The organism is Paenibacillus sp. GM2FR (assembly GCF_002803325.1).
GTDB lineage: Bacteria > Bacillota > Bacilli > Paenibacillales > Paenibacillaceae > Paenibacillus_AQ > Paenibacillus_AQ lautus.
Genome location: NZ_MKZM01000010.1, coordinates 619,768 through 644,638, shown reverse-complemented (window position 1 = coordinate 644,638; position 24,871 = coordinate 619,768). Strand labels below are relative to the sequence as shown.

The 24,871-nt window shown below is 49.0% G+C and carries 26 protein-coding genes and 1 riboswitch; of the genes, 13 read left to right on the top strand and 13 right to left on the bottom strand.

Annotated features, from left to right (window positions below):
- Window positions 1–34: 34 nt before the first annotated feature.
- The 3 genes from PAEVO_RS27895 to PAEVO_RS34015 all read right to left on the bottom strand — a co-directional run bounded on the left by PAEVO_RS27895 (window position 35) and on the right by PAEVO_RS34015 (window position 2,086).
- On the bottom strand, window positions 35–568 hold the full coding sequence (locus PAEVO_RS27895) for a hypothetical protein (protein ID WP_243390960.1): 534 nt from the start codon (window positions 566–568) through the stop codon (window positions 35–37).
- A 382-nt stretch (window positions 569–950) separates the two neighbouring features.
- Complete coding sequence (locus PAEVO_RS27890) at window positions 951–1,604, bottom strand: hypothetical protein (RefSeq protein WP_243390959.1); 654 nt, start codon at window positions 1,602–1,604, stop codon at window positions 951–953.
- A gap of 323 nt (window positions 1,605–1,927) precedes the next feature.
- Window positions 1,928–2,086 (bottom strand): hypothetical protein, encoded by a 159-nt coding sequence (locus PAEVO_RS34015; protein ID WP_164817240.1) that lies wholly within the window; start codon window positions 2,084–2,086, stop codon window positions 1,928–1,930.
- A 222-nt stretch (window positions 2,087–2,308) separates the two neighbouring features.
- Between PAEVO_RS34015 and PAEVO_RS27885 the strand changes: the two genes are divergently transcribed.
- The 6 genes from PAEVO_RS27885 to queF all read left to right on the top strand — a co-directional run bounded on the left by PAEVO_RS27885 (window position 2,309) and on the right by queF (window position 6,312).
- Window positions 2,309–2,761, top strand: coding sequence for a cell division protein ZapB (locus PAEVO_RS27885; RefSeq protein WP_100540737.1), 453 nt, complete (start codon window positions 2,309–2,311; stop codon window positions 2,759–2,761).
- Window positions 2,762–2,815: 54 nt separating this feature from the next.
- Window positions 2,816–3,520 carry an AIM24 family protein gene (locus tag PAEVO_RS27880; RefSeq protein WP_100540736.1) on the top strand — a complete coding sequence of 235 codons (705 nt, stop codon included), beginning with the start codon at window positions 2,816–2,818 and terminating at the stop codon, window positions 3,518–3,520.
- A gap of 105 nt (window positions 3,521–3,625) precedes the next feature.
- Window positions 3,626–3,663, top strand: a riboswitch (PreQ1 riboswitch).
- A gap of 134 nt (window positions 3,664–3,797) precedes the next feature.
- Window positions 3,798–4,475 carry a 7-cyano-7-deazaguanine synthase QueC gene (queC, locus tag PAEVO_RS27875; RefSeq protein WP_100540735.1) on the top strand — a complete coding sequence of 226 codons (678 nt, stop codon included), beginning with the start codon at window positions 3,798–3,800 and terminating at the stop codon, window positions 4,473–4,475.
- A complete protein-coding gene (gene queD, locus PAEVO_RS27870; RefSeq protein WP_100540734.1) occupies window positions 4,472–4,963 on the top strand; it encodes a 6-carboxytetrahydropterin synthase QueD in 492 nt (163 codons plus the stop codon). The genes queC and queD overlap by 4 nt, the downstream gene beginning before the upstream one ends.
- On the top strand, window positions 4,956–5,747 hold the full coding sequence (gene queE, locus PAEVO_RS27865) for a 7-carboxy-7-deazaguanine synthase QueE (protein ID WP_207797542.1): 792 nt from the start codon (window positions 4,956–4,958) through the stop codon (window positions 5,745–5,747). Before queD ends, queE begins: the two co-directional genes overlap by 8 nt.
- 67 nt (window positions 5,748–5,814) lie before the next feature.
- The gene (gene queF, locus PAEVO_RS27860) at window positions 5,815–6,312 is read left to right on the top strand and encodes a preQ(1) synthase (RefSeq protein ID WP_100540733.1); all 498 of its coding nucleotides are present in this window, start codon (window positions 5,815–5,817) and stop codon (window positions 6,310–6,312) included.
- Window positions 6,313–6,426: 114 nt separating this feature from the next.
- On the opposite strand, the gene PAEVO_RS27855 is transcribed toward queF, so the two are convergent.
- The 3 genes from PAEVO_RS27855 to PAEVO_RS27845 all read right to left on the bottom strand — a co-directional run bounded on the left by PAEVO_RS27855 (window position 6,427) and on the right by PAEVO_RS27845 (window position 9,663).
- Window positions 6,427–7,335 (bottom strand): EcsC family protein, encoded by a 909-nt coding sequence (locus PAEVO_RS27855; RefSeq protein ID WP_100540732.1) that lies wholly within the window; start codon window positions 7,333–7,335, stop codon window positions 6,427–6,429.
- Between the two features lie 199 nt (window positions 7,336–7,534).
- A complete protein-coding gene (locus PAEVO_RS27850) occupies window positions 7,535–8,008 on the bottom strand; it encodes a Dps family protein (protein WP_100540731.1) in 474 nt (157 codons plus the stop codon).
- A 206-nt stretch (window positions 8,009–8,214) separates the two neighbouring features.
- A complete protein-coding gene (locus PAEVO_RS27845) occupies window positions 8,215–9,663 on the bottom strand; it encodes a potassium/proton antiporter (RefSeq protein WP_207797541.1) in 1,449 nt (482 codons plus the stop codon).
- 189 nt (window positions 9,664–9,852) lie between these two features.
- On the opposite strand from PAEVO_RS27845, the gene PAEVO_RS27840 reads away from it, so the two are divergent.
- Entirely contained in the window at window positions 9,853–10,962 is a 1,110-nt protein-coding gene (locus PAEVO_RS27840) for a GNAT family N-acetyltransferase (RefSeq protein WP_100540729.1), read from the top strand.
- 243 nt (window positions 10,963–11,205) lie between these two features.
- On the opposite strand, the gene PAEVO_RS34010 is transcribed toward PAEVO_RS27840, so the two are convergent.
- The 3 genes from PAEVO_RS34010 to PAEVO_RS34745 all read right to left on the bottom strand — a co-directional run bounded on the left by PAEVO_RS34010 (window position 11,206) and on the right by PAEVO_RS34745 (window position 12,428).
- The gene (locus PAEVO_RS34010) at window positions 11,206–11,505 is read right to left on the bottom strand and encodes a hypothetical protein (protein ID WP_165789768.1); all 300 of its coding nucleotides are present in this window, start codon (window positions 11,503–11,505) and stop codon (window positions 11,206–11,208) included.
- A 79-nt stretch (window positions 11,506–11,584) separates the two neighbouring features.
- Window positions 11,585–12,247: a general stress protein gene (locus PAEVO_RS27830; RefSeq protein WP_100540728.1), complete on the bottom strand. Its 663-nt coding sequence runs from the start codon at window positions 12,245–12,247 to the stop codon at window positions 11,585–11,587.
- 46 nt (window positions 12,248–12,293) lie between these two features.
- Window positions 12,294–12,428, bottom strand: a complete 135-nt coding sequence (locus tag PAEVO_RS34745; protein WP_279300486.1) for a hypothetical protein — start codon at window positions 12,426–12,428, stop codon at window positions 12,294–12,296.
- A gap of 55 nt (window positions 12,429–12,483) precedes the next feature.
- Here PAEVO_RS34745 and PAEVO_RS27825 point away from each other — a divergent pair, with 55 nt between their 5' ends.
- Window positions 12,484–13,437 (top strand): hypothetical protein, encoded by a 954-nt coding sequence (locus PAEVO_RS27825; protein WP_100540727.1) that lies wholly within the window; start codon window positions 12,484–12,486, stop codon window positions 13,435–13,437.
- Between the two features lie 72 nt (window positions 13,438–13,509).
- Complete coding sequence (locus PAEVO_RS27820; protein WP_098742453.1) at window positions 13,510–13,749, top strand: NHLP leader peptide family RiPP precursor; 240 nt, start codon at window positions 13,510–13,512, stop codon at window positions 13,747–13,749.
- Window positions 13,750–13,841: 92 nt separating this feature from the next.
- On the opposite strand, the gene PAEVO_RS27815 is transcribed toward PAEVO_RS27820, so the two are convergent.
- The 3 genes from PAEVO_RS27815 to PAEVO_RS27805 all read right to left on the bottom strand — a co-directional run bounded on the left by PAEVO_RS27815 (window position 13,842) and on the right by PAEVO_RS27805 (window position 19,442).
- Window positions 13,842–15,731: a sensor histidine kinase gene (locus PAEVO_RS27815; RefSeq protein WP_207797540.1), complete on the bottom strand. Its 1,890-nt coding sequence runs from the start codon at window positions 15,729–15,731 to the stop codon at window positions 13,842–13,844.
- 149 nt (window positions 15,732–15,880) lie between these two features.
- A complete protein-coding gene (locus PAEVO_RS27810) occupies window positions 15,881–17,794 on the bottom strand; it encodes a sensor histidine kinase (RefSeq protein ID WP_100540726.1) in 1,914 nt (637 codons plus the stop codon).
- A 196-nt stretch (window positions 17,795–17,990) separates the two neighbouring features.
- Entirely contained in the window at window positions 17,991–19,442 is a 1,452-nt protein-coding gene (locus PAEVO_RS27805; protein WP_100540725.1) for a SulP family inorganic anion transporter, read from the bottom strand.
- A gap of 343 nt (window positions 19,443–19,785) precedes the next feature.
- On the opposite strand from PAEVO_RS27805, the gene PAEVO_RS27800 reads away from it, so the two are divergent.
- From PAEVO_RS27800 to PAEVO_RS27790, 4 genes are all read left to right on the top strand, one after another.
- On the top strand, window positions 19,786–20,490 hold the full coding sequence (locus PAEVO_RS27800) for a hypothetical protein (RefSeq protein WP_100540724.1): 705 nt from the start codon (window positions 19,786–19,788) through the stop codon (window positions 20,488–20,490).
- Between the two features lie 282 nt (window positions 20,491–20,772).
- On the top strand, window positions 20,773–20,949 hold the full coding sequence (locus tag PAEVO_RS34005; RefSeq protein WP_164817244.1) for a hypothetical protein: 177 nt from the start codon (window positions 20,773–20,775) through the stop codon (window positions 20,947–20,949).
- Window positions 20,950–21,043: 94 nt separating this feature from the next.
- Complete coding sequence (locus tag PAEVO_RS27795) at window positions 21,044–21,436, top strand: hypothetical protein (protein WP_100540723.1); 393 nt, start codon at window positions 21,044–21,046, stop codon at window positions 21,434–21,436.
- Between the two features lie 304 nt (window positions 21,437–21,740).
- Window positions 21,741–22,463, top strand: coding sequence for a peptidylprolyl isomerase (locus PAEVO_RS27790; RefSeq protein ID WP_100540722.1), 723 nt, complete (start codon window positions 21,741–21,743; stop codon window positions 22,461–22,463).
- Window positions 22,464–22,633: 170 nt separating this feature from the next.
- Here the strand turns inward: PAEVO_RS27790 and PAEVO_RS27785 are convergent, their stop codons facing one another.
- The gene (locus tag PAEVO_RS27785; RefSeq protein WP_100540721.1) at window positions 22,634–24,766 is read right to left on the bottom strand and encodes a class I SAM-dependent methyltransferase; all 2,133 of its coding nucleotides are present in this window, start codon (window positions 24,764–24,766) and stop codon (window positions 22,634–22,636) included.
- Between the last annotated feature and the right edge of the window lie 105 nt (window positions 24,767–24,871).

Below are 24,871 nucleotides of genomic sequence, written 5' to 3'. Positions count from 1 at the left end.
TTTCCTTTTTTATATACAGATTCTTGATTCCTAGTTAATTTTTAAGCCTAAAGTCCCTTTTTCTGTTCGCATTTTCAGAAGATAATTGCCGATATGTATCCAGATACAAACCAATTAGTTGATAAAGGGTTTCTGCTTCCTTCAAATAATCCCTATCCCGAAATCGTATTGCGTATAAAAGCATCTCATCTGCCTGTCTGCGAATCATTTCTTCCCCTCGAGCCAACTTCCCCCGTTCCAGCTCTCTTCTTGCTTGCTCCAGAATGGAAGCATTCTGGTATAACTTCAGCACCTTCTCAACGCGATAATCTGCCCTTCGGTATTTCAATGCCGTATGATTGCTGAATTGAAGCGGTATCGTGCGGGACGGCTGCAAAACCACCTTCTGCTTCTGAACATCCATATATGTCCATAGGGCGGTAATAATGGGATACACGCCCGATTGCCTAGCTCCGACACTCAGCTCAAGAACCAGCTGTTTGGATCTCCCTTCCAGCAAAGAGCCTAAAGACAACGACATGTTGCGATCATTCAGCATCTCACCATGGCATCCATACATATGTTCCACTTGAACGCGTTCCCCTAATTGAAGGTGTAGTTGGACATCTTCAGCCATGCGCTGATAAAAGCCATGAGACTGCGTTTTTTGCTTTGACGTACCAACCCTCCACTCGATCAGCAGAAAGACTTGACTAGTCCCCCCAGCGAATACATGGCTGTGGCTCCATGTAAAATCCGAAAACAAGCCAGACTGCAATACATCCACCTCTTTCCTCTTCTTCTAATAATGTACCAATACAGATGGACATCTTACTGTCACGGAACATATGTTCCTATTGTGAATTCGACAAAAAAAGACCACAGCCCTATCAGCTGCGGTCTTTTAGTTATGCAGATTTTTGTCACAATTCGGACAAGGGAATCTTTTACTGCCTCAAATTTCCTTATTCCTACAATAAAACGGTCTGTACAACGGCTAGAAATAGAACATAAATGCCTAAAGCAACCCCAAAAAATTTAATCCATTGGCTTGATCCCATTCGGTACAATTCGATAACGGCTGCGCTGTTCGCTGCCAATCCGGTCATTAAAGCCAATACAAGGATGAGGAATGCCAGCTTTAACGACATGAAACTGATCAATCCGCTTAAGATAAGCGCCGCTCCGAACGGCAGCTGGAAAGAGCCCATCTTCGCAATGAATTCCTTCATGTCAAGTTTCTGCTTCGTAACCATATTGCCCGTAAACCAGAAAGAACCTAATAAAATAACGGTTGAGAACAATCCCAGCAAAAGCGCCCGGCTCCCCATGCCGAAATCGCTTATCAAAGCCGACATCATGCCCAGCCCGGAATAGAACATCTGCCTGATCCCAAGACCAAACAACCAAAAACCGATGATGCTGGAAGCCATCCCGATGATGCCGTAGAGCATGCCTGTCTGATCCCCTCGCATGTTCAATGCACTCATCGGATTTTTCAATAGATTCAGCAGCACCTGTCCATCGACTTGAACGGCGGATGAGGTTTTGGCATGCGGAGCACCGGCAGCTTCGGAATCTGGACGCCCTTGTTCCGGCTCCGCCGCTGCAGCCGTGTATTTCATAGGATTCCCTGAGGTGTCGTTAACACATTGATGTGTGAGGCCATCCCTTAATTCGTTACCGCAATGTATACAATAGGCCATTTCTTCAAAACTCCTTTTCTCAAATTATGGTTTATGTATATTGGATCATCTTACAACCTAGTATAAAAGAAAATTGTATAAATTTGTAATGATATCTTTCCTAAACCGTCATATTCAGACGAATTCTCTGTTTTATCCCAAGCCCATGCACAAAAGAGCGAAGTTCCATTATGAATCAAACGCAAAAAAACCGGAGGTGTTCTCCGGGTTTTAAAGGCTTTTGATTTCATACACAGCGTCTATTAACCTATTTCTGCTGCCGAAACGGGTTTGGTATCCCCCATATGTCTTGATGTGCGTTGAATGGGAGCGTACGTTACTTTATCAATTAACAATCCGTTACCCACGGGCTTTCCATTCACTGTAATCATAATTTTCTTCACGTTGTTATCTTTCATCATGATCGAAATCTCCTTTTTATCTGCTAGTTCATTTTATGTTCATTTCGTATGGGATGGCTTCTATGCGCTTGCTTGATTACATTACCCTCCACATGAGCAAGTTAAACAACTTAGCTTCTAATAGATTCACTTCCCATGCGAATGTGGGTAATATATATTAATAGAAACCTGTCGAAATTTGATTCGTATTTACTATAAATAATCGAATGGTGGTGATCCCACATGCATAAGCCGACAAAATCCAGACTCATCCAACTTTCTCTCATACTGCTGGTGGCGGGGATCGCGCTGCCGGCCGGTGGACGGACCGCCAGCGCCAATTACTTTAACAATTTGTACGATAATATCCAGCAGTTCTCCGAACTGCCCGATGAAATAAACCAGCTCAAGAGCAACTATAACCAAGCCCTGCAGGAGCTCGATAAAGCCAGAATCGCTTCCGAACGGCTTCAGCAGCAAAATCTGACCCTGGCGGAGCAGAACTCCAATCTCGCGGAGCAAAACCAGCAATTAACCCAAATGGTAAGCCAGCTTCAAGAGGCTGAAGCCACCCGAAAACGTGGGGCGGAGCGTTTAAAGACCGTGGCGATCACCGCCGTGGCATTGGCAGCCGGATACTTTGTCATCATTCGCGTCCTGCGATTCGGCATGCGCCGAACGAACCGTTCTAAATAGGACAAGCTTTTATCCAGATCCCCACCATCCAACCAGGCAAAAGGAGGCGCGGCCATGATTATCCGAATGGAAGATGCAGCGGGCAGCGGAGCGGGACAAGCGGTTACGTTCTCCCTGACTGAAGGGGACACGACCCATGTCCTTCATCCTGAGCAAATCGTTGCCTATCGGGGTCCCTCCTCCGGACGCAGCGACCGTCTCATGAACGTAAAGGGCATATACCGCAAGAAAAAATGGATTCGTGCCGATATTACAGGACCCAGCCAATTTACGGCTGCGCTCCCCCCAGGCTTCAACATGCATGAAATTCAGCTGGAAGGCGAACAGGACATGCTCTATGATTTTCGTCATGTTTTCTTTTACACCCAGTTTGTTACGATGCAGACAAGAATACTGAAAATCAAAAACATGCTGGTCACGCGAGATGCCATTAAGATGAAGTTTTCCGGAAATGGCAGCATCGGCATTCTGACCCAAGGTCCGGTATGCAAAGTCAAGCTGCATCCTACCGAGCCATTGTATGTGGACGCCGGAAGCATCATCGCCTATCCCGAAGCGGCTAAACTGGACCTGACCGTATATGGCAATCATCTCGCCAGCCAGCACATGAACTATCACTGGAAGCTGACCGGTGACGGGTATGTGTTGTTTCAAGCGGGACGCCAGAATCAGCGGCTCGTAGACGAATTAAATGATGAAGGCATCATCAAGCGTTTTCTGCGGGAAGCAATTCCCTTTGGCGGAGTGTTTATCAAATAATCGAGCCGTGTTATAATGGAGGGCATAATCAGACTGCATGCTGGATCTTAACACCCATGCGGTCACAAGGACAACAGAAGACAATCCATGCGCCTATCGCGGTGTATGGGAGAGGTTCGTGAACTCCCTCTATAAAAAACTATCGTGTCTTATTCGGTGCTGCACCCTAAGAATAAGGCTTGTTTTTTTACGGATTCAGTTCAATGAACTTCTCTTTCTTCTACAGGTTCAGCCCTTTTCGGCTGCTCTTAAATTATGAAGGATGAGAGGTTTTTTTATGCTTAAAAATGAAAAAGCGGTCGTTGTTTTCAGCGGTGGTCAAGACAGCACCACCTGCCTGTTCTGGGCGAAGGAACGCTTCGCCGAAGTCGAAACCGTAACCTTCGATTATGGCCAACGCCATAAGCTTGAAATAGAATGCGCGGCACAGATCGCCAAGGAACAAGGCGTGAAGCAAACGGTGCTCGATATGAGCCTGCTTAATCAGCTGGCGCCGAATGCGTTAACGCGCAGCGATATCGAAATTGCCGAAGGCGACGGCTTGCCTACTACGTTTGTGGAGGGACGAAACCTGCTGTTCCTCAGCTTTGCCGCTGTGCTGGCCAAGGGCATCGGTGCAAAACATCTGATCACGGGCGTATGCGAGACGGATTTCAGCGGTTATCCCGATTGCCGGGACAGCTTCATCAAATCGCTCAACGTTACGCTAAATCTAGCAATGGATTACCCGTTCGTCATTCACACGCCGCTTATGTGGCTCGACAAGTCGGAAACCTGGGAGCTCGCCGACCAGATGAATGCACTCGAATACGTTCGTGACCATACGTTAACCTGCTATAACGGCATCAAGGGCGACGGCTGCGGAGAATGTCCTGCATGCAAGCTGAGAAAAGCGGGGCTCGATAACTACATGCAGCGCCGTAACCGTGTATCTGATGGGGGGCGCCTGGTATGAGCCGCGAGCCAGGGGCTTTCCGCATCGTAGAGCATCTGCAGAAGCTTGGCGAAGACATCGATGCCGGAAGCCTGCGTTACCACCGGAAGCGGGTGCTGGTCTCCAAAGAGTTTACCTTTGATGCTGCCCATCATCTGCATTGCTATGAGGGAAAATGCAAGAACTTGCACGGCCACACGTACAAAGTAGTCTTTGGCATCAGCGGTATTCCCAATGAAGTGGGCATTACCGTGGATTTCGGGGACATTAAGGATTGCTGGAAAACGAGTATCGAACCGTATCTGGATCACCGTTACCTGAACGAGACTTTGCCGCCGATGAACACGACAGCAGAGAACATGGTTGTATGGCTGTTTGAAAAAATGGAGGAAGCCCTCCGCAGCAGAGAGTCGTACGAGCAGCAAGGCACACGAACCGAATTCGTTCGCCTGTTCGAGACGCCGACCAGCTACGCTGAGGTCAGACGGGAGTGGATGATCAATGAATAATGTGCATGTTAAGCCTGAGAACGATTCAAATGCCTCCTCCCCTGTCATAGCAGTGGACCGTCCGATTCCCGTGATGGAGATTTTCGGTCCTACCGTTCAAGGTGAAGGCATGGTCGTTGGACGCAAGACCATGTTCGTTCGTACGGCGGGCTGCGACTATCGCTGTTCCTGGTGCGACTCCGCGTTTACGTGGGACGGTTCCGCCAAGGACACCATATCGCGCATGAGCGCAGACGAGATCTGGCAAGAGCTGTACCGGCTGGGCGGCGAACGCTTCGATCATGTCACCTTGTCGGGTGGCAATCCCGCTCTTCTCTCCCAGCTCGGCACGCTTGTGGATGAGCTGCATCGACACGGAATTACCGTTGCCGTGGAGACCCAAGGCTCACGCTGGCAGGATTGGCTGAATGATATCGATGAAGTGACCATCTCTCCCAAGCCGCCAAGCTCAGGTATGGATACGGACTGGGGCAAGCTCGATGATATCGTCTCCCGGCTGTCCGCACGGGCGCCCGGTAGAACCTTCAGCCTCAAGGTTGTCGTATTTGACGATAAAGACTTAAGTTATGCGGAAACGGTCCATGAACGATACCCGAACGTGCCGTTTTATTTGCAGACCGGTAATCCCGATGTAGGTACAGGCGATACCGCTTCGCTGGTCTCCCATCTGCTGGATCGGTACGAGTGGCTTGTCGATGCCGTCATGCAATCCGACCGGTTGAACGATGTGCGTGTCCTGCCGCAATTGCACACGCTCGTCTGGGGCAATAAACGCGGAGTGTGACGTTGTAATAAAAAAATCGCTACACTTGATTGTGCATTTATTAATATGAATAAAGGAGCTATCCCATATGGCTGGAAGACAAAAAGAAGAAATGGAAGACGTTACCCTGCTCGGCAACCAAGGCACAAAATACACGTTCGAATATGATCCCGACATTCTGGAGAGCTTTGACAACAAGCATCCCTACCGGGATTACTTCGTCAAATTCAACTGTCCCGAATTTACAAGCTTGTGCCCGATTACAGGCCAGCCGGACTTTGCAACCATCTACATCAGCTACATTCCGGATATTAAAATGGTGGAGAGCAAATCCTTGAAGCTGTACCTGTTCAGCTTCCGCAATCACGGGGACTTTCATGAGGACTGCGTCAATATCATCATGAATGACCTCATCAAACTGATGGATCCGAGATATATCGAAGTGTGGGGGAAATTCACCCCGCGGGGCGGTATTTCCATCGATCCGTATTGCAATTACGGTCGTCCGGGGACCAAATACGAGGAGATCGCCGCGAACCGTCTGATGAATCATGACCTGTATCCGGAAAAAGTGGATAACCGATAGGAAGCCTTTTGCGTGAAATACGTCCGTTCTAATTACCGTAATGATGATAAAAAGGGTTGCCCGCCTATGGTGAGGCAACCCTTTTTTTGTTAATTTATCAGGAGGAATAAACGGTTACAGGGGATGTTCCATATTCCTAAGCCGGTAATTTAGACGCCGCTTCTTGTAGAGCATTTTCCCTGCCTCAGCCACATCGCTAATCGTCCCTTTGTTACTGATCGAACCGAATACAATGCCGGCAATCGGAATCAGCTGAAACAGCTTCTTCATCCCGAAGTTATCGGTATACGACTGAACGACCTCACGCCAGCCCTGCAGTTGTGAGAATACCTGCTCCGTCACTTGTTCATCATCAAAACTAGCGAGCTCCTCAAGCACCGCTTTTTTCCCCACGATATCGGCAGATGCAAACTGCAAGCACTTCACGATAAACACCCGCTCCCGGGGATCGTTCGGATCATACCCGTAACAAAGCGCCATCTCCTGCAGCACCTTGAGCGATTGACCAAGCACCATCGGCAGATCGGCCGCAATCGTAAAGATGCCCCCGATTCCCGTTGCTGCTCCTTGCGCTGCGGCAAATTTGACGCGTTTTACCGTCAGCGTATCCGCTGCGGTATCCATGACTTGGAGCGGCAGCTTCGCTGCAGATGCCAAAGTAAGCCCGGAAGCCGCTGCCACCCCTCCGTCCTCATCTTCCACTTCCATGTATTCCTCCTGAGCGGACTTTTCGGAAGGGCCGGCACCCACATTCGGACCGTTCAATCCTGCTGTCTGCGCCAAAACATTCAGTACCGACTTCTCGCGAACCAGATGTTTCCCGCCGCTCTGAATAAATCCGCCTACCTCATTCAAGGCGCTTCCGATTTTCTCTTGAACAGCCTTGGGCGTGAGGCGATCCAGCAGCATAAAAGGAATTCTTCCGAGCTTCTCCCAGAACATGACGTCCTTCTGCTCTTTCTCCCATTTCAAAATCTCTTGAAGCTGCGATTCCAGCTGTTGTCGTGATTCCATCTCTGTCATCCTCACTACTCCTATCCGCAATTAAAAATAACTATAAACTGTATACGTTGCGCATTGAAGAAAGACGCAATAAATTTCAAATTTAATCTTACAACATCACTCGCAAGGTGAACAAAAAAAAGAGATCGACCCCTATCCGTCGATCTCCCACCCTATATTCGCAATCCGTCATGAGACGGCAAGCATACAAATGTGAAATTTATTTACCCAAGAAGGCATTCAGCATCCAGGAATGCTTCTGTACATCGCTGACCATACCGGTCAACAGATCGGATGTAGCGTCGTCCCCTTCTTGATCCGCGGCTGCGATCCCCGCCTTCAGTTCACCGGCAAGCTGCTCAAAATCCGCAACCAGTTGTCCGACCATCTGTTCAGCCGTATTCTCATTGGAAACCTCTTGCAGCGTAGCCAGCTTCAAATATTGCGCCATGCTGGCTGCCGGTTTACCGCCAATGGCCAGCATCCGCTCGGCCAGCTCATCCACATAACCTGCTGCTGTGTTGTACAGCTCCTCGAATTTCTCGTGCAGCACGTAGAACTGAGGACCTTTTACATACCAGTGATAGTGGTGAAGCTTTACGCCAAGCAAACTCCAGTTGGCTACCTGCGTGTTCAAAATTTGTTGAAGTTCATCGGTTGTCGTTCCTTGTGTTTGTTGGGTTAAATTACTCATCTATATCGTCTCCTTTGTTATTGTATTTAGACTTATTCTAAATCCTTGTATTAATCATAACAGATTCTTGTCTCTTTTGCAAAGGGAATTGAAACTTATCAGATGAAGATAGGATGAAGAAATTACCTCCTATTTATACCTATCCTAATTTATTTTTAAGATCGATAGCTATGATAGGCATCATATTTCTCCGGCCGCTAAGAACCCTAAGACAACCCCAGGATCGTTTTCATTTCCTTCCGCTTTTGTTTCGGATTCATCACATATAAAGTATCCCCTGCCTCAATAACCGTACTCCCCCTAGGCGTAATGATACGCTTCTCCCGAATAATAGCCGTAAAGAGGATATCGTCCGGCAGATTCAGCTGCTGAATCTCCTTGCCGATAATGGGCATATCCCCATCCACCAGAATGTGGTTGATCTCGGAATCCGCTTTTCCAAGAGCCATTAACTCTAATAAAGTCGGCGCTTTGGCTTTATCCTTCTCCACCAACGAAAGCTTTTGCGTGAGCGGGGAGATCGTGGTGCCTTGGATCACCGCTGAGGTCAACACAACAAAGAACACGACATTAAAAAACAATTCTCCATGCCTGATTCCCGCCAGAACGGGATATGTAGCCAGGACGATCGGTACGGCCCCGCGAAGGCCCGCCCATGAAATTAATATTTTCTCCCGCACGGCAAATTTGGTAAACAACAGGCTGCTGAACACGCCGATCGGCCTGGCAATAAAGATGAGAATCAAGGACAACAACAGTCCTTGCCATACGACTTCCGACAGCTCGTTCGGGAAGACAAGGAGCCCGAGCAGCACAAACATGACGATCTGCATCATCCATGCAAAACCTTGGTTAAATGCTTGAATCGTCTTGCGGTACGTCAGCTCGGTATTGCCGAGCAGCAAAGCCATAACGTATACGGCCAGCAAACCGCTGGCTCCAAGCCATGCGGCAGCGGCATACGTCAGCACCGCGAACCCCAAGGCCGTCACCGGATATAAACCCGAGGAATCAAAATTGATGCGATTGATCACATATACGGCCAGCATCCCGATAAGAACACCGATAACCAGGCCCAGTCCCATCTCCATCACGAAGGAAAAAATAAGACCCATCAAATTTAGTTTCGGATGTTCGATCCATTCGATTAAGGACACGGTTAAAAACACCGCCATCGGATCATTGCTTCCGGATTCAGCCTCCAGCGTCATTCGAATCCGTTTCTTGAGATTCGTTGCGCCGAGAACCGAGAAGACGGCCGCTGCGTCTGTCGAACCAACAATCGCACCAATTAACAGCCCTTCTTGTAACGAAATATCCAGAATGAATGCAGCACATATTCCAACGACAACCGTTGTCAGCAAGACACCTATCGTGGCAAGTGAAATGGCCGTCCCCATAACCGGCTTGATTTCTTTGAAATCGGTCTGCATCCCGCCTTGAAACAATATGACAATCAGCGCAAATATCCCGACCAGCTGTGTGAGCTCCGCATTATCGTAATATATGAAGCGACTGAGAATCATCCCGATGGCGATAAACAGTACTAGGGCGGGCATGCCGAAGCGAGAAGAAAACTTGGTGGTCAGTACGCCTGTCAGAAGCAAAGCGCCGCATAATAAAATCATGGAATCAACAAAACTTGGCAAGCTCATCCCTCCGGTGTCAGTTTCGTAAGTTATATTACCCGAAAATCATCCCTTCCTCGCACACAACAAGTGCCTCTTCAAGAATCGATTCGACGGAGCCGGACGGACAAAGAAGTTGCAAACGTTTACTGGATATTCCACACCCAATGACTTTATACTGGTAACAAGTGACATACATAGGGGAGGCGTCAACGAATGAACATTTCTATTATGAAAAGCGATCAACTACATCAAGCTGTCGAGCTGTCCGACCGTATTTTTCTGAAGCAGCCGGAACAGCCTTCGATGGGGGTATCCTTTCCTCCGATATTTTCGCCGGGAATCAGCCATTCCTACGGTGCCTGGGATCAAGACAAACTCGTCTCATTCATGGGATTCGTACCATTTTCCATCCAGACTCGCGGTGCCCGATTAAATATCTATTCCATCGGCTCCGTCTGTACGGATCCGGATTACCGGGGTCAGCGCCTTGCAGGCAGTCTCCTGGAACAGTGCATCCGTCATGGCGAAGCTTCCGGGGCATCCTTAATCCTCATTTCCGGCGGCAGATCCCTGTATACCCGGGCAGGCAGCCGTTTGTTCGGCCGTGCATTCCGCTTCCGTCTTGACCCGGGCTCCATTGAGCCCTTGCGAGCGGTGACGGGAAAACAAGTGCGCATTCGGGCAATGCAGCCGCAGGATCTATTCCACCTTCAAAAGCTGATGGAGCAGCGGGAAGCCGGTTATGTTACTACGGCTTCGGAGCTTAACAAACTGCTGGGTGCAAGCGCCTACTCCAACGTGATCCGCCTTGAGCAGCAGGTGCTTGTCGCCGAAGAAGACGGCGTGTTGACCGCATTTGCCATCATAGCCGTGCCTGGGACCGTGATGACTCCTTCGAGAGAGTCTACCCTTGTAGAATGGGGAGGAAGTCCTGAAGCGGCTGCACTGGTCATCGCCGAGGCGATCTCTTCCTTCAACCTTTCAGCGCTAACGATTCCGCTGCCTTGGCAGGATAAAGAGCTGGCAGCATTAATCCAATCAGCCGGCATTACGCCTGAATATATTCAAAATGAGGGAACCGTTTATGTAGTTAGCGGCCCACAACTGCTACGCCAGCTGGCTCCTGTGCTGCCTGAGGGGTTGATTCAGGCAGATGGCGAGCATGGTCCTTACCGACTTACCCTGAATAATGAAGCATTGGAACTGGATGATGAGGGTTTACTCTCGATCCTGTTTGATCCGGAATCATCTTATCGGGCTAACGGCAGCGTAACCTTTGAAGCCATCCCTCTTCCGTACACAGCGGGTCTTCAATATATTTGAATATAGTAGGTAGACACTGAAGGTGCATTTGATCCTTACCCTTAACGGGGAGGTCATTTGCACCTTTTTATTCACCAGGTGTTATACCTGAATTATTCTGCCCTGACAGCACAGCACTGATATTCATACCGACGATGGACGTCCGCCTAATTTTAACTGGATATGTGCCCTTCTTCTCCGCTTCCACATAGGATGAGATAACGATCTGGCAGAAAGAGGTGCATGGCTTGAGTCATCATCATCCTAAAAGAGGCCTTCAATCCCAAACAAGCCTTGGTATTCCAGGGCTCTTCCCCGGATACCCGTTCTATCCTTATCCATACTATCCACCTTATTATCCATTCTATCCTTACCCTCCGTTTTATCCGGGATATCCTGGTGGCCACGGATATCCCGGACACGGACACGGGCATGGACATGGTCCATGGCATCCTGGGGGTCCTGGACATGGACCCGGCGGTCCTGGTGGTCCTGGACACGGACCTGGCGGTCCCGGTTACGGGCCGAGGGGAGCGCAGAGACAGCGCAGTAAGCGGTAAACACTCGTTAAACGCAATAATAAACCGCCCGGATTTATCCCGGGCGGTTTGTTATTGCCAATTCATATTTTTAACATTAACCCTTATCGTCTCTTCGAGATCTCATCCCGATCCGGACTAATGGCACCGCCATTACCATCACCATAACCTTGATACAGATTAGGGTCCGGGACCGCATCCTCGGTCGCAGCCGCTGCTTCAGAGCGTGAATCTACTGGCGCACCGGTACCGCTATAGGTGCCTTCCTCACGGTAATGATGTTCATTGAGGGCGCTATTGCTGCGGAATATATCATATACCCGGCCACCATTTGTTTCATCTGCATCCACCATGACCAGAATATGGCCTTCGTCCACATATCCCCCGTACTCCTCCGCTTGTTCTTCCGGAATTCCTAGGCCAATCAAACCACCTACCAATCCGCCCGCGCCAGCGCCTACGGCTGCTCCCGTAAGTGTTGCCGCGATCGGACCAGCCGCGATGATCGGACCAATGCCTGGAATGGCCAATGCACCTAAGCCGGCCAGCAATCCGGTTACACCGCCTAACACACCGCCTGTGGCGGCACCGGATGCCAAGCCCTCAGGGGCCTTGGTGCCGGTCTCGTCCTGAATATGAGAAGATTCTCCGCGATCCTTGGCAATGACAGAGATTTCATCGGCTCTGAAACCTTGCTGCTTTAGATCCTCAATGGCCCGGGTTGCTTCCTGCTCCGTCCGAAAAGCTCCTACAATTTTCTGAGTCATATGAATTCCTCCTAAATGGTCATTTTCGATTTATCGCTGTACATCCCTAACTTAAACGCCAGTCGCCATAATCAAACAATAAAACCGATGTACCGCCTGTAAAAGAACCCGTCGCAGCATCAAAAAAACCATATTTAGCCATTTTATGGGACTGGTAATATTTAACTTTATAAATATTCATGTTAATATAGCAAGTAAGCACTTGTTCCTTATATATAGAATAGGTTGGTGATTCCATGAACTGGTTCAAACCTTTCGAGGACGATCTTGCAGCCGCATTCTCAGTCTGCGAAGCAAGGCTATCCGAGCTCCCTGCTCCCTTGAATGAAATTGGTCTTTCATACTTGAGAAAGTTTGACGTGTTCGAGCAGGACAGTTCCAAAAATTACATTTGTTATCTGCTTCCCTTCTGGATGAAAGAACTGACCGCTCTCCCCGCCGATGTATACCGTCACCTCTCAGCGGCCAACATTATCGGCATGTTATACTACTTCATTCAAGATGACATTATGGACTCGCCCCATGACAGTCAGTCTACCATAGAGCCGAAACACCATCTCGCACTTGCCAACCTGCTGTATTACGAATTTCTCACATCCTATCAACCCTACTTTTCAGCGAATTCCGACTTCTGGTCTTATTTCAAAAACTACACACATGAATGGTCCGAAGGCGTCCTCCACGAAACCCGGGACGATTACTTCAAGCACAACCGAGCCATGATCGCAAAAAAAGCGGCTCCCGTAAAGCTGGGAAGCACTGCCTCATTGCTTTTATCTGATCAAGCAGGCCTCATTCCACGAACGAATGATGTGATGAACCATGTTCTGCTTACCTTGCAGATGATGGACGATTGGACCGATTGGAAGCAGGATCTTGCAGATGGCAGCTACAACTGCCTGCTGTCTCTCATTAAATCGGAATTGGGTCGACCACGCGAAGCGAACCTGACGCTGTCCGAAGTTCAAGAAGCCATCTATGTTAACAACATGTTGAAGCCCTATGCAGACATTGCTGCAGCGACCCACGCCCAGCTCTTATCGGTAGATATAGACGCCCCCCATCTCATCTCCTTTCATCAAACGATGGTGGATGAGCTTCAAGCCGAAGCGAATCATATCGAAAACAGTAAAGAAACCCTTTCTTTTGGCGGGTTAAACTATTATTTGTCTATTCTCAGCAAAAAATAATAGATTTTATATTTGTTCCATGGTATTCTTTAAGAGTAAAAAATAACCAATTTATTTGAAAGGGTGATTCTTATGACGACAGAAGCCATCTTTCAAACACAATTGATTCAAAAAGCTTGGGAGGATCCTAGCTTTAAGGCAAAATTGCTCAGCGATCCGAAATCCGCCATCAAGGAAGTTCTTGGGGTACGGATTCCCGACCACATCGAGATTCGAACACTTGAAGAGAACCCTAACGAGCTGTATCTGGTCATTCCTCCGAATCCATCAGGCGTGATCAAGTCAGAAGCCAAAGAAAGAGCCATCTGGTAAAGACTACATAACAGCTTGGACATTTCATAAATAGATGTAATCCGTACAAAGAGTGGGGACGATCACCGTCATCGCTGCCGCAGCTTAGCGAATTATTCGCCAGCTGCGGGAAGCGTAATGACGGCATCCGTCCCCACTCCTTTTTTACTCGTAAAATAAACGTTTCCATCCATGGCCTCGATAATTCGAAAGGTCACCATCAGGCCAAGCCCTGTCCCCTTGGTTTTGTTGGAGAAATAAGGCTCTCCCAGCCGTGCCAACACATCCGGCCCCATCCCTTCGCCATTATCCACAACATGAATAAAAACCTGGTCCTGCTGGCGATAGCAGCGGATATGAACCCATCCCTCTTCGCCCAGCGCCTCGATGCTATTCTTAACAATGTTGATGAAAGCCTGCTTGAATTTCGAGGAATTCCCCCGAATCGTAATATCCTCCGGAATATCCACGGTGATCTTGCCTCCTTGGAGGTGGGCAAGCGGGCCGAGTATGCCTTCGATATGCTTGAACTCCTCCGAAACCCGAAGCACGGTGTCTTTGCCGAACTCCGGTTTAGCAAAGGTTAAGAAATCCGTAATAATGCCGGAAGCACGGTCCAGCTCCACCAGAGCCAAATCCAAATATTCGCGTTCCGTGGCTTGGGCTTTTCCGGTGAGAAGCTGCAGGAATCCCCGCGTTACTTGCAGCGGATTACGAACCTCATGGGCAACCGATGCTGCAAGCTCACTGATAATCTCCATTTTCTCCGAACGCTGCAGTTCATTGTTGAACATCTCAAGCTCCTTGGAGTATTGAAGAATCCGTTCGTGATTTTTGGCAAAATGCCGCCCGAGAATGACGATCAGGGCAATGATGAAGCTGACAATCCCCCATTTCCATAGAAAGAGATTGTAGCTGCCCCGGGTAAGGAAAAATTGCAGCAGCTCGCTTAAGCCCACAACAGCGAATACCGCAAAGCCTGCATTGAAAATAACAGCGTCCTTATTCCCCTTAACGGCATAATACATGGAGCTCCCGACCAGCAATACAAATTGAACGATCATCACAACACCCATGACCTGAACGGAGAAGAAATAATACAGGTCGAACCATTGATTCGAACCCCATTGATTGACAATCAGAAACAACCCGCAAAACAGCGAGTAGCATATCTGGAACTTGCGGAGTTTCCGCAGCGTGCCCTTCCAGCCGGGCCCGAAGATTTTTTCAAAAAAGAGACTGAACGAAGGAAGTAAGATAAATAATGAGATGTCATATAAATGAGTGTAAAGATTTCCATATTGATTAAAAATCGTATAAAGGAACGGGGAGTATGTAAACACCAGTATGCCTACAGATAAAATAATTAAAGATAGGGATAAAACCGTGACCAAATATTTTCTGTTCAAAAAAATAGTGCAGATCAACATCACCAATGCGATAAATATAAAGGCGCTTCCGAGAATGATGTCCATCAAATTCGACTTAACAAACCGATTAAACATGTCCTGATAATCGCCGACAAGGATTTTCCCTTCAATCATCACATGATCCCTAGCGGTCTCCAGCCAGATGTGAAGATCCTTGCCGAGCATGTCCTGGTGCAAAGGAAGCAAGATGTAATTAAGCTCATAATTGTACGTTCGGGTAGATTCGTAAATCTTCTGGTGGTCCGCATAAACCGCAATCTGCTGTCCGTGGAGCTTATCAATCAAAATGCCAGGGGATGCGGATGCGATCTCGGGAATCCTCATATGAATCCACGCGGATGCCTTGGTATGCGGCTTATAAGGCTTCGAATCACCGGGCGAAGTCTCCATCCAGTCATGGATGTGGACGGGCACATTCTCCGGTATCCCCCGGGATTCCGACCAGAGGATTCTCCACTCCTTAATCGCTGCACGAGCTGCCGTTTCTTCGGTGGCAAAGACAAGCCTGGGGAACCCCTGGCTTAAAATAAAAACGATGATCAGGAACACAGCGATCTTCCATCCAGACCTCATTGACGCACCTCAAACATTATAATGAGTAAAACTCTTATTGTGTTATTCGATGCAACAAAACCTTCCACCTTCTAATATTCGGAAAAATGATAAAATTTTCTATTAAAGATAGAACAAAGAGAGATACCGTTATGGCATCTCTCTCGAATTTATACTTCCCCTTCCTGCGAAGCAGGTATGGACGGAAAGCGGATAATAGCCTCGGTCCCGCTTCCTTTTTCACTAACAAAATGAATGGTGCCACGCATTGCTTCGATGATTCGAAAGGTAACCATCAGGCCGAGCCCCGTCCCTTTGGACTTATTGGAGAAGTAAGCCTCGCCCAGTCTCTCAAGATCCCCGGCGTCCATCCCGATGCCGTCATCTTTGATGTGAATGACCACTTCTTCACCCTTGGCATAGGCCCATATGCGAATAACCCCTTCTCCATCCAGTGCTTCTATACTGTTCTTGACGATATTAATCATCGCTTGTTTGAGTTTGGAAGAATTACCGGTCATGTATAATTCCTTCGCGTTATCCAGCTCGATCGAGCCCCCGCTGAGATTGGCAAGCGGCAGCAGGATGCCTTTCACATGCTTGAGCTCCTCATACACATTCAGCTTGACCTCATTCTCCAATTCTGGCTTAGCAAACGTGAGGAAATCCGTGATGATCCCCGAAGCCCGGTCCAGCTCCTTCAGCGCCAGGCCAAAATACTCCTTTTCCGCCTGCTTGGAATTCTGTGCCAGAAGCTGCATGAAGCCGCGTGTCACTTGCAGCGGGTTTCGAACCTCGTGTGCAACCGAGGCGGCCAGCTCGCTGATGATCTCCATCTTCTCCGATCGCTGAAGTTCGTTATTAAACATCTCCAGCTTTCTGGAATACTGCAGCACTTGCTCATGGCTGCGGACGAATTTACGGCCCAGCATGACAATCAGGGAGACAATCAGTCCGATGATGCCCCATTTCCATAGAACGAAATGATATTGCCCGTCATGGTAATAAAAAGCCGCAAGATCTCCGAGCGTCGCTAACGCCATTATCCCGAAGCCAACAGAAAAGATATAAGCGTCCTTGTTCCGCTTGGAAGCATACAGAATCGTGGTACCGACCAGCAGCAGCATTTGCAGGATAACCAAAATGCCCAGGATCTTTACCGAAACAAAATAGTAGATCTCGTAAAATGAATGATGGCTGACAACATGGGCAACTAGAAATATCAGGCACATTCCGGAGTAAGCTATTTGAAATCTTCGGCAGTAGCGAATGACTCGATAGGGCCCGGGACCATATATTTTCTCAAAATAGTAATACAGCGCCGGCAGCACGGCGAAGAGTGAAATATCAAACACCGAGACCCACACGCTGCCTAAGTCTCCATAGAACGTGTATAGGAATGGCGAATACGTAATAAGCATAGCCCCGCTTGCCAGAATGACGACGCTAAGAGACAACCAGCTGGATACCGTATGCTTTGGCAGGAATAAGCAGCAGAAGAACATGACCACCGCGATAAACATAAACGAGCTGCCCAATATGAAATCTTCCAGGTCATTCTTGATAAAATTTCCACGCAGATGCTCATATTCGCCAAGTATAATATCGCCATCGATACCTAACGTCATATCCCTGACGCCGTTTGTCCATATATAAACGGTCTTACCAGCATCATCCGGATGGACCGGAAGCAGAAGAGAATGATCCGTATACATATAGTCTCGTTTGGCTTCATACACCTGTTCGTCATCCAAAAAAGCCAAAACATCCTGTCCCTTGAAGCGGTCAATCATGATGGCCGAATGTTTCCAAGGGAGAGCGGGCAAAGTAAAACGATTCCATGCTGAATACACCCCATCTGACTTTGGGGGTTCCTTCTTGCCTGATATTCCCGCCAACCAACTTCCCTGCAGGTTGACCGGCGAAACAACATCCCGTTGTTCGTCATCCCACATAAACTGCCAATCAGGTATCACGGTTTGAGAATTCTTTGCGTCCGATTTTCCCGGTGATATGATCGATATAAGCAGCAGCAGCGGCACCATCAGCAGAAGCAGGAATATGTATTTGGGCATATCCTTCATCTTGTCAGCACCTCTAACCGTCTATAGTCAATAAAAGTACGCATCTTCTCCATCCAGATGATTCGACAAACTTCGTGTTCATTTACAATCAATATAACATGAAACGTCTGTTCCGTTTGTAAAATTTTTATTACATAAAGGCAAAATGAAAAGGGATTGCCCTTAACCCTAAGGTTAAAAGCAATCCCTTACGTTTCTAGTGTGTGGAGCTTGAAGCAAGGCCGACTTTATCAACCATCCGCTGACTTTCGTCGTTCAACCCCACGAGCGTGACGGCTTTACCCGCTTCCTTGTACTTATTCAATACCTTGGAAATGGCATTTGTGGCTGACTGATCCCATACATGGGATTTGGAGAAATCAATCACGACATGCTCAGGGTCCTCATTCACGTCAAACAGGTTTATAAAATACATCATCGTTCCGAAAAATAACTGCCCCCGGATTTCGTATATCTTCGTACCGTTTGGCTGAACATGCGGTACCGCATGGATTTTTGCCATTTTCCAGCCGAAATTCAGCGCGCTTAAAATAATACCAATCATGACCCCGATGGCCAGATTATGCGTTGCCACCACGATGATTACCGTTGCCAGCATGACAATGGCATCACCTAGCGGAACACGGTGAAGCGTGCGAAGCGATCCCCATTCAAACGTACCGATCGAAACCATAAACATAACCCCGACAAGCGCTGCCATCGGAATTTGTTTCACGACATCGCCGAGCACAATGATGAGAAACAGCAGGAACACACCGGACACCAGCGTTGATAACCGGGTGCGCCCCCCCGATTTCACATTAATCACCGTCTGTCCGATCATGGCGCAGCCGGCCATGCCGCCGAAGAACCCAGTGATCACGTTGGAAACACCCTGACCGCGGATTTCGCGGTTCTTGTCGCTTCCGGTCTCCGTCATCTCATCCACGAGCGACGCCGTCAGCAGCGATTCTGTCATCCCGACGACGGCAAGAGCCAGCGATATGGGCAATATCGTCATGATCATATCCAAGCTGATGGTTACATTCGGAAGGTGGAAGAACGGAAGAGCCTGCGTAATGTTGCCCATATCCCCCACCGTTTGCACAGGAGCTTTGAACCACACCGCGATGATCGTCATCACGATGATGGCAACAAGCGCCGAGGGAACCGCTTTGGTAACGAGCGGCAGCAAATAGATGATAAGCAGTGTTCCGACGACCATCAAGTACATGGGCCACGATTCGCCCTTGAAATTCGGAAGCTGGGCCAGAAAAATAATGATGGCCAGGGAATTCACGAACCCGGTGATGACCGGCTGGGGAACAAACGTAATAAACCGCCCAAATTTGAGCGCCCCCATCAACAATTGCAAGATTCCTGTAAGAATGGTTGCCGCATACAAATACTCGATGCCGTGCATCGCCACGAGCGGTCCCATTAAAGATGCCATAGCCCCTGTCGCTGCGGAGATCATGCCGGGACGTCCGCCGAAGAATGAAATACTGACAGCAATCACGAAAGAGGCATAGAGTCCTACCATGGGATCGACGCCAGCCATGATGGAGAATGCGATTGCTTCCGGTATGAGAGCGAACGCTACCGTCAATCCTGACAAAATATCCCTGCGTGTGTTGCCAAAGAAGCCTTGTTTAATCCATTGAAACAAAGTCCTGATCACTTCCTGTTCTATTGTAGTTGTTTGACAATCCACTCTCAGGATTGTCCCGGTCCGATAGTCACTTTTTCGATTATAACGGGATCATTTCAAAATATCATTATCTAATTTAGCGGATCTATTCCACGAAATCATTCATTTTCTCCAGTTTGTGTTGGATTTCGTCCCTTTTTCTAATTTGAAAATTTTCATAATACGGCAAATGACAGGGAAAGATAGAACTTGTTTGGTTTTATCATAACCTGAAGGTACCCACGATTCATTCTTGATTCAGCGGGTAAAGTCGATGTATAGAAACCTATTGTGTTTGAACTCAAGGAAGGAGATGGACCCTATGCGAGACGAAAACAATCGGAATACGCTGGCAGACTTGACATATTTGGAATTCGAGGCCAAACGGAAAGTCGAGGATACGGATATGATTCCGCAAGATGATCTGAGAGACGTCAACACCTACACGGAGCAAAGCCTTAGCAGCGAAGACGCGGATCATATCGCGTACGATCAGAATGAAGCGGCACCTGCGGATGCGAAACCGGAGGAACGTTTGAACCCGGATCACAGCGCCATCGATGCATGGGAAGCTACCGGCGCCGATCCCGATCAGCGGACCATTGCCGATGAGAGAAACTTTTCCTTATCACCCTCAGGGCAGGCTGAAGCAGACCGGATAGAAAGGGATCGACCCGTCGATGAAACCTACATGCGCGATGTCGCAGATGATGTAACGGATCGGGAATGGCGGGCCATCGAAGGTGAACCCCCTTCTCGCCCCGGAGACGAAATAATAGGCCAATATTCCGGCGACACGGAGCGGCGCCTTGCAGCTGACGCTTCATTAACCGGCAGCGGGACTGCGTTTTTAAACCAGGACATTTTCAAAGATTACCCGTCCGGAGAAGATGAGTACCAGCCGCTGGAGGATGTACCGGATGCGGACGCTATAGCGGCTAATAGCCCGGTGGACCCCGCCGCCCCGCCAACGGAACAGATGCACGGTACCGATCTACTGAACGGCAGCCATGGTGAGGACGACTAAACCTGCACAAAACCCGCCTCTCCTAATAGGAAGGCGGGTCTTTTCCTTATATGGGTACGATCCTCTATTTTCAGAATAGGATATCTAGCCAGCCTAGAAGTGACATCCACAGCAGGATGCCGATCAAGGTACCCCATATGAGTGCTGTTAATATGTTTCCCTTTCTTTCCATGCCTACGCCTCCCATACAACATCTTTTATAGTAAAACAGTATGGGTCGAGCTATCAGTTCTTATACTAGCCCTACATTTCAAAGACTAGATTTAATAGGAGGAACAGCCAATGAAGAAGCATTCCGACGAGAACCCACGTTTAGTGACCGAACGCGACATTGATGAGGATTTCGGTCTGTTTGTTGAGGATTCATATCCGGACAGTATTCCGATTCCCGACAGCATCAAACACGAGAAGCCGGATGGCAGTGAAACGAGCAACCGCGGAAACTCTTCATCTTCCTGATCCTTCACGCCGGATATGCGAACCTCTACGTTCACCCATGTCATACCTTCCAACATACACTACACCATACGACCCTGGAAGGATGATGCTGAATATGAAAGGATTGCCGATCCATCCCTGCGGCCATAAAATCACGCTGCAGCAGCGACTGGCCTCTTTAACCGGTCATCTGGTAGAAATCAACGCACCGAACACGGGTTTGGAACCCGGACGTTTGCAGCGGGTATTCCCCAAAAATTTCATTAAGGTTCAAGGCGAGCTTTTTGTGCCGTCCAGTCTCAACTCGGTTCGGGTATTTGATGTCAAGCCGCCGGTCAAAACGATGCTGGTCGGTGTGCGGACCACCTTCCCTACCCGCGGTGCCTTTAACCGGATTCGTCTGATCAGAATCGGAGCCGATTTTATTGAATTACTCGCCAAGGATAAGAACCGTTCCCGGATTCTGCTCCCTTTAAACAAAGTGGAGGGCATATTTCCGGTGAAGTAGAGACAGTTAAAAGTCCCTTTCCCTTAAGCTTCCAGACTTGCGACAAGTCCGGAGGCTTATTTTTTGATTATAGATGCGGGCTGAACCCAACTCGATCATCGTTTTCAGCGAAGCTGAATCGATTCTATAATCGCAAGGAAAACATCCTCCAAACGCAGTCTCGCCTCTGTGACATTTCTTCGATAACGTTTTCTTAATGTATACTCCGCTTTTTCGATTTTCAGTACTTGTCCAACCTGTGATAAAATATGAAACAGATGAAACACTTAAGGCTTGATAAGGAATTACACAGGAGGAATCAATGATGTTGAAACGCAGAACACGCTGGATGCCCGCCCTATTCGTCATCCTTGCGCTGCTGCTCGTCATGACGGCATGCGGTCAGAATGACAAGGGAGCCGAAAGCGGCGCAGGCGGCGGAACGGGCTCGACGAACGGGGCCACAGCACCCGAAGCGGAACCCCCGAAGGAGACCGAGGTTAAGCAGAATGTGCCGGACCCGAACGCCAGCCACCCCATTGTCACGATTGAAATGGAGAACGGCAAAACGATAAAGCTTGAGCTTTATCCGGAGGTCGCGCCGAATACGGTGAACAATTTCATCTCCCTGGTGGAACAAGGATTCTACGATGGGACGGGCTTTCACCGCGTCATCCCCGGCTTCATGATTCAGGGAGGCGACCCTGACGGTAACGGAACGGGGGGACCCGGCTATGCGATTCCCGGCGAATTTACGTCCAACGGCTTTCAGAATGACCTGAAGCATACAACAGGCGTATTATCGATGGCCCGGGCACAGGATCCAAACTCCGCCGGATCGCAATTCTTCATCATGGTGGCGGATGCGCCTTCCCTGGATGCTCAGTACGCATCCTTCGGAAAGGTAATCGAGGGGATGGAAACGGCTGAGGAGATCGTGGGTTTGGAGCGGGATCAGATGGATAAACCGCTTGAGGTTCCCGTCATGAAGAAAGTGACGGTCGATACGCTTGGCAAGGATTATCCGGACCCCGAGAAGCAGGAATAGCATCTTTCGGATAATCACCGCATCGGAAGTTTTGGCAATGGTGCGCATCCCGGATTACTTGTGAACACAGTGACATCGGCAGGTTTAACGACACAAAAAAACAAGGACCTGTACGCGGAAACGAGCGTACGGGTCCTCTTTTTTTAAGATACAGCCTATTATTGTCTCTTCTAGGAAAGAGCCGGCTTCTCGATAACATACAAGCAAGTGCTGTCAGGCAGCGTCACTGGCTTCCCTTCTTCATCCATGAATTCGATGCGATCAGCCAATGCCTCGGCATATCCTTCCTGCAGATAGTGCTGCTGCAGACGGATGATCGCCTCGGGGCCTAGCGTCCTGCGTATACACTCCGCATACTGCGTAGGCGTAAAGTAGCCGAACTGCTCCTGCACCTCATGAACATAGGCTTCAGCCCCCCAAGTATAGGTATACAGGAACTCCATGGCATCGTTTACGGGCATGAGTACTTCCGTCTCGGCCAGCTGCTCGTATGTTATGACCCGGCCCTTGAAATCCGAGGCATACCGGGTCAGCCATTCCAGCCCGTCCGCCTCCCGGAAACGAATCCTTCTCCAAATGTCCCCGGGCTCGGTCATAATCCCGTCACGGATAATGATACGGCCGCCGGGTGCAAGCACCTCGTAGGCACTGGTCAGCGCGGCCTCCACAGTGGCGGTATTGAAGCGGGATCCGTCCATCTCAATATACGAATACAACTCATGCAAGATCGAGGAGAAGATGACCGTATCGACACTTCCCGGCTTCACGTAGTCCCTGAGATTCAGCGCGTCCCCCTTCATCACTTCCCATGTTTTATGCTCCAGGCGTTTGCGTTTTTCCAGCGCTTCAATCACGTTCGAGGAGATATCGATCCCGACGGGACGCACATGCGGCAGTCGTTCCTCGATCAGGTCAAGCAGCACCCCGCCCCCGGGACCGATATCCAGCACCGCCGTTCCCGTGATATAATCCAGAATCACTTTTTTGTAATCTCCCGTGCTGTTCATATCGCTCAAGTAACTCTCTTCGTTATGAAAGCGGTCGTAAGCATCTCGGCGCAGACCGAACAGGTCAAACAGGAGCAGAACCGCTTTCTCATAGAGCGGCGACTTCTCCGCCTCGATGCAAAATTCAATTAATTTCTCCGCCGCTTGCGAGAATTCGAAGGTAAAGAATACCGTATCCGGCAGCTCCGGCTTCCATTCGATCCGGTGGCTCAGATGCGGATTGGCCATCACCGGCCCATGAAGGCAAGCCTCCCAATCCGTTTGGCGCAAATATTGCTCAATCATTCTCTTCTTGTATACGTTCAGCTTCTTGACGCCTTTGTAATCGTAATACATATCGTTCATCAGCGGCTCAAAGCTTAAGTGGCTCACCGAACCCGGCAGCAGCTGATCTCGCGGCGCCTCCGCAACTTGCCGATCCGGATCCCTCTTCTCCGTATGGAGAGCAAGCAGAAGAACCTTCACGAACTCATTCAACGAGAAATCCTGCAGGGCAGCTTCCACATACCAGAGTGTCATATCCTGAAATCCATGCAGGGCAGCTGACAGATCACTCTGCTCACGAATGCTTTGCAGCTGCTTATCGAAGTCTTCTCCCCGGGCAATCGAAGCGGACCGAAGACGGCGCAGCCGTTCCTCGTAAGTCCAACGATCCGGTACGGTCCCTTGGGCAAGATTGCGGATAAGCTGAGTTATTTCTTCCTGAACGGAATGCCAAAGCTCCTCCGATACGCCACCGATGATGCAGTGATTCAAGGGGATTAGCAGCCGGATCAACTCATCTGAGGTCAGCCGTCCTTCCTCCGTAAGCTTATGCAGCGGCAAGTTTTCTTCGAAGGCGACTTCCCCCCGAATGTGTTGCCCGAGCAGACCATGGGTAAGTATGAGTGTGTGTACCATCTCTTCATGCGGAGACATGGTTCCATTACGGTCCCGGACATGTCTCTCGTATAGCTGGGCGGACCCGATATTATGAAGGAACAAGTTGATACCCGACTGCTGCCAGCGGAGACGTTCCCGCATGGTTCCGCCCTTGGCCGTTTCCGCCCACACCAGTACTTCTTCCAGCAGTTCTTTGATCCAATAGGAAACAGGCAGCGAATCCAGTATCTTCAATGTCCGTTCTACATAATCCAGCACGGGATTTGCATGGGCCAATTGACCGATGGACGTAATCCGTTCCAGATTCACGATTCGTTCTTCGGCCGATACCAGTTTCATTAACCATGGATGCCCCTTGGCAGCCGCTTCATCCCCCTGCCGAAAAGCGGTTATGATGTCCAGTGCGTGCAGCATAGGTTGTTCCTCCACTTCCTGAAATAATGATGAACACGTTTATGTATGTTTTTTCGCTGCTACGATTATAACAAATTCCTGTCGATAGATCGCAAGCATTTGGTA

What these genes read in the sequence shown, in the direction of transcription:
- PAEVO_RS27890 (WP_243390959.1), bottom strand. Translation starts at nt 1,604, where the DNA reads ATGAAATACACGGCTGCAGCGGCGGAGCCGGAACAAGGGCGTCCAGAT.
- PAEVO_RS34015 (WP_164817240.1), bottom strand. Translation starts at nt 2,086, where the DNA reads ATGATGAAAGATAACAACGTGAAGAAAATTATGATTACAGTGAATGGA.
- PAEVO_RS27885 (WP_100540737.1), top strand. Translation starts at nt 2,309, where the DNA reads ATGCATAAGCCGACAAAATCCAGACTCATCCAACTTTCTCTCATACTG.
- PAEVO_RS27880 (WP_100540736.1), top strand. Translation starts at nt 2,816, where the DNA reads ATGATTATCCGAATGGAAGATGCAGCGGGCAGCGGAGCGGGACAAGCG.
- queC (WP_100540735.1), top strand. Translation starts at nt 3,798, where the DNA reads ATGCTTAAAAATGAAAAAGCGGTCGTTGTTTTCAGCGGTGGTCAAGAC.
- queD (WP_100540734.1), top strand. Translation starts at nt 4,472, where the DNA reads ATGAGCCGCGAGCCAGGGGCTTTCCGCATCGTAGAGCATCTGCAGAAG.
- queE (WP_207797542.1), top strand. Translation starts at nt 4,956, where the DNA reads ATGAATAATGTGCATGTTAAGCCTGAGAACGATTCAAATGCCTCCTCC.
- queF (WP_100540733.1), top strand. Translation starts at nt 5,815, where the DNA reads ATGGCTGGAAGACAAAAAGAAGAAATGGAAGACGTTACCCTGCTCGGC.
- PAEVO_RS27855 (WP_100540732.1), bottom strand. Translation starts at nt 7,335, where the DNA reads ATGACAGAGATGGAATCACGACAACAGCTGGAATCGCAGCTTCAAGAG.
- PAEVO_RS27850 (WP_100540731.1), bottom strand. Translation starts at nt 8,008, where the DNA reads ATGAGTAATTTAACCCAACAAACACAAGGAACGACAACCGATGAACTT.
- PAEVO_RS27845 (WP_207797541.1), bottom strand. Translation starts at nt 9,663, where the DNA reads ATGAGCTTGCCAAGTTTTGTTGATTCCATGATTTTATTATGCGGCGCT.
- PAEVO_RS27840 (WP_100540729.1), top strand. Translation starts at nt 9,853, where the DNA reads ATGAACATTTCTATTATGAAAAGCGATCAACTACATCAAGCTGTCGAG.
- PAEVO_RS27830 (WP_100540728.1), bottom strand. Translation starts at nt 12,247, where the DNA reads ATGACTCAGAAAATTGTAGGAGCTTTTCGGACGGAGCAGGAAGCAACC.
- PAEVO_RS34745 (WP_279300486.1), bottom strand. Translation starts at nt 12,428, where the DNA reads ATGAATATTTATAAAGTTAAATATTACCAGTCCCATAAAATGGCTAAA.
- PAEVO_RS27825 (WP_100540727.1), top strand. Translation starts at nt 12,484, where the DNA reads ATGAACTGGTTCAAACCTTTCGAGGACGATCTTGCAGCCGCATTCTCA.
- PAEVO_RS27820 (WP_098742453.1), top strand. Translation starts at nt 13,510, where the DNA reads ATGACGACAGAAGCCATCTTTCAAACACAATTGATTCAAAAAGCTTGG.
- PAEVO_RS27815 (WP_207797540.1), bottom strand. Translation starts at nt 15,731, where the DNA reads ATGAGGTCTGGATGGAAGATCGCTGTGTTCCTGATCATCGTTTTTATT.
- PAEVO_RS27810 (WP_100540726.1), bottom strand. Translation starts at nt 17,794, where the DNA reads ATGAAGGATATGCCCAAATACATATTCCTGCTTCTGCTGATGGTGCCG.
- PAEVO_RS27800 (WP_100540724.1), top strand. Translation starts at nt 19,786, where the DNA reads ATGCGAGACGAAAACAATCGGAATACGCTGGCAGACTTGACATATTTG.
- PAEVO_RS34005 (WP_164817244.1), top strand. Translation starts at nt 20,773, where the DNA reads ATGAAGAAGCATTCCGACGAGAACCCACGTTTAGTGACCGAACGCGAC.
- PAEVO_RS27795 (WP_100540723.1), top strand. Translation starts at nt 21,044, where the DNA reads ATGAAAGGATTGCCGATCCATCCCTGCGGCCATAAAATCACGCTGCAG.
- PAEVO_RS27790 (WP_100540722.1), top strand. Translation starts at nt 21,741, where the DNA reads ATGTTGAAACGCAGAACACGCTGGATGCCCGCCCTATTCGTCATCCTT.
- PAEVO_RS27785 (WP_100540721.1), bottom strand. Translation starts at nt 24,766, where the DNA reads ATGCTGCACGCACTGGACATCATAACCGCTTTTCGGCAGGGGGATGAA.